Raw genomic sequence first — 5930 nt, forward strand, 5'->3', positions numbered from 1 at the left:
CACTGTGATATGCGTAGACAATCTTAATATTTGAGATTAACAGTAGTGATGAATGGTGCGATGGCGCTCTGAACTAAAGTGCTATTGGAGTGCGTATTAGCTACAAATAACGGTGTAATGTTAGGCGAAGATAGAAAGAATTCTCATTTAGTAAATTCGCTTATCCGCTATTTGTGAACTATACATTCTGTTGCAGGAAGCACTTTTCTAATACACACAGAGGTTTATATGACAGCGAAATATGGCGTTAAACGCCGATTAGCGATTCTTGCCGCCGCTTTAATCGGTGCGACAAGTAGCAGTATCGCAGCAGAGAAACCAAATATTCTCGTCATTTGGGGTGATGATATTGGCCAGTCCAATCTCAGTGCTTACACGTTTGGCTTGATGGGGTACAAAACACCAAATATAGACAGTATCGCCAAAGAAGGCATGATGTTCACTGACTATTACGGTGAGCAATCTTGTACAGCGGGCCGTTCTACTTTCATTACGGGCCAAACCGTTCTTAGAACAGGTTTGAGTAAAGTGGGGCTTCCAGGTGCTGATCTTGGCTTGAAGGAAGAGGACGCAACCATTGCCGAAATGCTGAAGCCGATGGGCTATATGACAGGGCAATTTGGTAAAAACCACTTAGGTGATAAAGATGAGCACCTTCCTACTAATCACGGCTTCGATGAATTTTTTGGCAACCTTTATCACTTGAACGCCGAGGAGGAGCCAGAAAACGTCGATTATCCTAAAGATCCTGAGTTTCGTAAAAAGTTCGGTCCGCGCGGCGTTATCCGTTCGTACGCTGATGGCAAAATTGAAGATACAGGACCTCTAACTCGCAAGCGCATGGAAACCGTGGATGAAGAGACGTTAGATGCGGCACTCGACTTTATGGATCGTGCAGTCAAGGCTGAAAAACCTTTCTTTGTCTGGTGGAACGCAACTCGTATGCACTTCCGTACTCATGTGAAAGAAGAGAACTCTGGAAAAACAGGCATCAGCGAGTATGCAGATGGTATGGTCGAGCATGATAATCATGTAGGTCAGCTGCTGAAAAAAGTGGATGATTTGGGTATTAAAGACAACACAATCGTCTTTTACTCCACCGATAATGGCCCACACATGAACTCGTGGCCAGATGCAGGCACAACGCCATTCCGTGGAGAGAAAAATACCAACTGGGAAGGTGCGTACCGAGTTCCTGCGATGGTACGTTGGCCGGGTAAAATTAAAGCTGGCTCTGTTTCGAATGATATCATGCATCACATGGACTGGATGCCAACGTTCGTTGCTGCCGCGGGTGATGACAATATCAAAGAGAAATTGCTCAAAGGTTATAGTGCGAATGGTAAGAAATTCAAAGTTCACCTAGACGGCTATAACTTCCTACCATATTTGACTGGTAAAGAGGATAAGGCCCCACGTGAAGAAATTTTTTACTTCTCAGATGATGGAGACTTAACTGCACTTCGTTATAACAAATGGAAGCTGGTCTTTATGGAGCAACGAGCAAAAGGCACGTTGCGTATTTGGGCTGAACCATTCACCACACTTCGTGTTCCTAAGATCTTCAACTTGCGTATGGATCCTTACGAAGTGGCTGATATCACTTCTAACACTTACTACGATTGGATGCTAGACCGTGCTTACATGCTTGTTCCTGCGCAAGCTTACGTAGGCAGATTCCTTGAAACGTTTAAAGAGTTCCCACCAAGGCAAAAAGCAGCAAGCTTCTCGCTCGATCAAGTGATGGAGAAACTAAAAGAGAACCCAAATAAGTAGGAAAAGCTAAGTGAAGCATTACATATAGAAAGAGGCTCATTAACGTGAGCCTCTTTTTTATCTGTAAAATTCTATCTATTAAGGTTTGTAGAAAGCTTGATGACGAAAACGCCTAACGCTTCAATTGACAAGAGTTATAAACAAATTGGTTCGTAGTGGGCTGCCGTTAAGTTGGCTTTGATTTTTTCACGTAGAGCGATGTGGGCTGGGTTGTTTACCTCTCGCTTATGGTAAACGAACTTGTAAGGGATAGAGCGTATCGAAATGGGGCAGGGCAAAATTTGAAGTTTGAGCGCTTTGCTCCACTTGTTTGCAAAAGATTGAGAAACGATCCCTAAACTGTCTCTTTGGGCGACATACAGCGCCATGCCTGCTAGCGAAGATGTGATCAAGTCGACTTTTCTTTCTTGAATTGTTTCCTTTGCTAGTTGCTCGAACCCCGACATGTTGTTCCATTTTCCTGAAAATAAACAGTGAGTTTCCTCATAAAATTGCTCTTTTGTGAGCGTGCCATGTACACGGGGATGGTTCTCACGACAGATAACCACGGCTTCTTCCTCATAGGCATCTTCAATAATAAACGCTGCATCTTTCGTGATCACCGTATCGATTACTAGATCGACTTTTTGTTGTCTTAACAGCTCAAATAATAGGAACTTTTCGGGTGGTGATTCATAAAAAATAGTGTTCTTTATTGGGTCCATAATGTGCAACAAAATTTCCGAACAACACACTTCAAAATGATTTTTATCAGATATCGCATTGTCAATAATATTAACCGCTTGCTGGAATTGCGGCAGTAATTGATAAGCGGTGGAGGTTAGTGCGATCCCTCGTCCTTTCTTAACGAATAATTGCTTATCTACGACTTGCTCTAAACGCTTTATTGCAGCGCTCACAGCAGGTTGTGTAAGCCCTAATTGTTCCGCGGCTTTTGTATAAGATTGAAACTCCGCAACAACAAGAAAAGTTTGGATCAAATTCAAGTCCATAACGTCACTCATAAATTTAATTTATAGGTTAACTAATTTTGACTGCATTTATCGCCTGAAATTAGTGCTTTATCTTATATCAACAATGGTATTGGAAAGCGAATACCATTTTTTACGCACTAGCGAACTCTTGGAGATAATATGAAAAATGCGACCAAAACGAGCAGTAAAAAACTCGTACTTAACGCATGTACGTTAGCTTTGGGCGCTGCATCTGCAGTTGCACATGCAGCGGACAAACCCAACATTCTTGTCATTTTTGGTGATGATGTTGGTTACTGGAACCTTAGTACCTACAACCAAGGCATGATGGCGTACAACACGCCAAACATCGATAGCATTGCTAAAGAGGGTGCGAAGTTCACTAACTTCTACGCACAGCAAAGCTCGACAGCAGGCCGTTCTGCATTCATCACTGGTCAAATGCCAAAACGTACAGGTCTATCAAAAGTGGGCTTACCAGGCGCTCCGGAAGGTATCTCGGAAAAAGATCCGACGATTGCAACCGTGCTTAAGCAAATGGGTTACGCAACCGGACAATTTGGTAAGAACCATTTAGGTGACCGAGACGAGCATCTTCCTACCAACCACGGTTTTGATGAATTCTTCGGCAACCTATACCACTTGAACGCAGAAGAAGAGCCAGAGAACGTGGATTACCCTAAAGATCCGGAGTTCAAGAAGAAATTTGGCCCTCGTGGCGTTATCCATTCTTACGCTGACGGCAAAATCGAAGATACCGGTCCACTTACGCGTAAGCGTATGGAAAATGTTGATGGTGAGTTTCTTGATGCCGCAGAAAGCTTCATAGAAAAACAAGTAAAAGCGGACAAGCCGTTCTTTACTTGGTTTAACACCACTCGCATGCACAACTTCACACATGTTCCTGAAGAATACCAAGGTAAAACAGGTGCCGGTTTCTACGCGGATGGTGTTAAGCAGCACGATGACCAAATCGGTCAGCTACTTAACAAGATCAAAGAGTTAGGTGTGGATGACAATACAATCATTGTTTACACCACTGACAACGGCCCTATGGTTGATTTGTGGCCGGATGCAGGGATGACACCGTTCCGCTCAGAGAAAAACACTGGTTGGGAAGGGAGTTTCCGTGTGCCAATGTTAATTAAATGGCCTGGAAAAATTGAGGCAGGTAAAACATTCAACGGCATGATGTCATTAGAGGACTTTTTCCCGACACTAGTTGCTGCGGCAGGTGATACCAAAGTTAAAGACGAACTGCTAAAAGGCAAAAAAGTTGGCGATATGGACTACAAAGTTCACCTAGACGGTTACAACCAACTGCCATATTTAACGGGTAAGTCAGACAAATCCGCACGAAATGAGTTCGTTTACTGGAGTGACGACGGCGATCTTGTGGCATTGCGCCAAGGAAAGTACAAGTTCCACTTTATGATTCAAGAGAATGAAACGGGTATGGATGTATGGCGTAAGCCGTTCACTAAACTTCGTGTGCCACTGATCTTTGACTTGAGCATTGATCCATTTGAACGAGGCGATCAAGGCATGGGTTATTCTCGTTGGATGTACGAGCGTTCATTCTTAATGATGCCAGCAATGGATACAGTGAAAGAGGTGATGGGTACATTCAAAGAATTCCCTCCTCGTATGGAAGCAGGTTCGTTCGTACCTAAGTCTTCTAAGTAAATTAAGATTATATAGCGCTTTTTGGAGCGCTATATACCCAAATAGCTTCACTTTTGCTGTACAGCGCTCAGGAGGTTATTTGGGTATATGTAATAGTGAGAAACGTATGAGTAAGATTTCCCCTCGCCATTCTACTACTATGCCTATTGTTCCTCTTAAAACGGCGTCTAAAGCGCCGGTTCTGGGCGCGTATGACCGTCGATTCCATGTGATGGCAAAGCCAGGCGGAGCAAAGTGCAACATCGATTGTCAGTACTGCTTTTATCTGCATAAAGAAAATCTACTGCACCAAGAAAAGCAGCCAAAAATGGACGACGCAACACTGGAAGCGTTCGTGAAAAGCTATATCGAAAGTCAGGATGGCGAAGAAATTGTATTCTCATGGCAGGGCGGGGAGCCGACGCTGCTTGGGTTGGACTATTTCCGCAATGTCGTAGCTTTGCAAAAGAAACATCAGCCGAAAGGCGTTCGCATTGAAAACGATCTTCAGACCAACGGCATTTTGCTAAACGATGAGTGGTGTGCGTTTTTAAAAGAGCACAACTTCCTAGTTGGCTTGTCGATTGATGGACCACGAGAGCTGCACGACAAATATCGCAAAACCCGCAGCGGTAAGCCAACGTTTGATCTCGTGATGAAAGCGGTAGATAAGCTCAAAGCGCATGGCGTGAAATTCAACGCGTTGGTCACGGTGAATCGTCACAATGCGAAATACCCGCTCGAAGTATATCGATTTTTAACCCAAGAATTGGGTGTGACTTATATTCAGTTTGCGCCGGTGGTAGAAGCCAACAACTTCCAAACAACCGCGCCGCAGTTTTGGAACGAACAGATGATCCCAACCAAAGGCAGTGATCTGGCTAAACCGGGGCATCCAATGTCGATTGTAACGGATTGGTCAGTCGATCCTGAAGACTGGGGACGCTTTTTAATGGCGACCTTTGAAGAGTGGGTGAATAACGATCTTGGCCGTGTGTTGGTTAATCTGTTTGAAACCGCGGTGGCGCAAGTAATGGGGAAACCGTCTCAGCTTTGCGTGACGGCGGAGTTTTGTGGCAAAGGGTTGGCGATTGAGCACAATGGCGACGTGTTCAGTTGCGACCACTATGTGTATCCAGAATACAAACTCGCCAACATTCATGAACACTCACTGAATGAAATGGCCTTCTCTACAAGACAATATACTTTTGGCATGGCAAAACGCGATTCATTGCCGACGTATTGTAAGCAATGCCCTTACTTGCCTTATTGTTGGGGTGAGTGCCCCAAAAACCGTTTGATCAAAACGCCGAATGGTGAGAGTGGTCTAAACTATTTGTGTTCGGGAATCAAAATGTTCTTTGATTATGCGTTACCGATGTTGGTTGGTCTTGCACAACTTCTCCAATCTCAAGAACCGCAAAGATAACATAGTGAATATAACCTTAAGTTATTTCATTTGTTCTTATACTTAACTATCGAAAAGACGGCTTAAACCATTGAAAAGGTATCCTA

Annotated in this window: 4 protein-coding genes; 3 read left to right on the top strand and 1 reads right to left on the bottom strand. The window is 43.9% G+C overall.

What is annotated here, in order from left to right; genetic code table 11:
* The first annotated feature begins 228 nt into the window (after positions 1–228).
* Complete coding sequence (locus tag CAG68_RS12005; protein WP_005376560.1) at positions 229–1776, top strand: arylsulfatase; 1548 nt, start codon at positions 229–231, stop codon at positions 1774–1776.
* A gap of 134 nt (positions 1777–1910) precedes the next feature.
* On the opposite strand, the gene CAG68_RS12010 is transcribed toward CAG68_RS12005, so the two are convergent.
* Positions 1911–2768, bottom strand: a complete 858-nt coding sequence (locus tag CAG68_RS12010) for a LysR family transcriptional regulator (protein ID WP_025767859.1) — start codon at positions 2766–2768, stop codon at positions 1911–1913.
* Between the two features lie 141 nt (positions 2769–2909).
* Here CAG68_RS12010 and CAG68_RS12015 point away from each other — a divergent pair, with 141 nt between their 5' ends.
* Together CAG68_RS12015 and CAG68_RS12020 are read left to right on the top strand one after the other, a co-directional pair.
* Complete coding sequence (locus tag CAG68_RS12015) at positions 2910–4436, top strand: arylsulfatase (protein ID WP_017635363.1); 1527 nt, start codon at positions 2910–2912, stop codon at positions 4434–4436.
* A gap of 106 nt (positions 4437–4542) precedes the next feature.
* The gene (locus CAG68_RS12020; RefSeq protein WP_053303500.1) at positions 4543–5844 is read left to right on the top strand and encodes an anaerobic sulfatase maturase; all 1302 of its coding nucleotides are present in this window, start codon (positions 4543–4545) and stop codon (positions 5842–5844) included.
* The last annotated feature ends 86 nt before the right edge of the window (positions 5845–5930 follow it).

The sequence above is a fragment of the Vibrio sp. V42_P2S4T144 genome, assembly GCF_009904715.1.
In the GTDB taxonomy this organism is placed as follows: domain Bacteria; phylum Pseudomonadota; class Gammaproteobacteria; order Enterobacterales; family Vibrionaceae; genus Vibrio; species Vibrio alginolyticus.

Bases quoted from the DNA above. Each gene is read 5' to 3' on its own strand.
- CAG68_RS12010 (WP_025767859.1), bottom strand. From the start codon at position 2,768: ATGGACTTGAATTTGATCCAAACTTTTCTTGTTGTTGCGGAGTTTCAA.
- CAG68_RS12015 (WP_017635363.1), top strand. From the start codon at position 2,910: ATGAAAAATGCGACCAAAACGAGCAGTAAAAAACTCGTACTTAACGCA.
- CAG68_RS12020 (WP_053303500.1), top strand. From the start codon at position 4,543: ATGAGTAAGATTTCCCCTCGCCATTCTACTACTATGCCTATTGTTCCT.
- CAG68_RS12005 (WP_005376560.1), top strand. From the start codon at position 229: ATGACAGCGAAATATGGCGTTAAACGCCGATTAGCGATTCTTGCCGCC.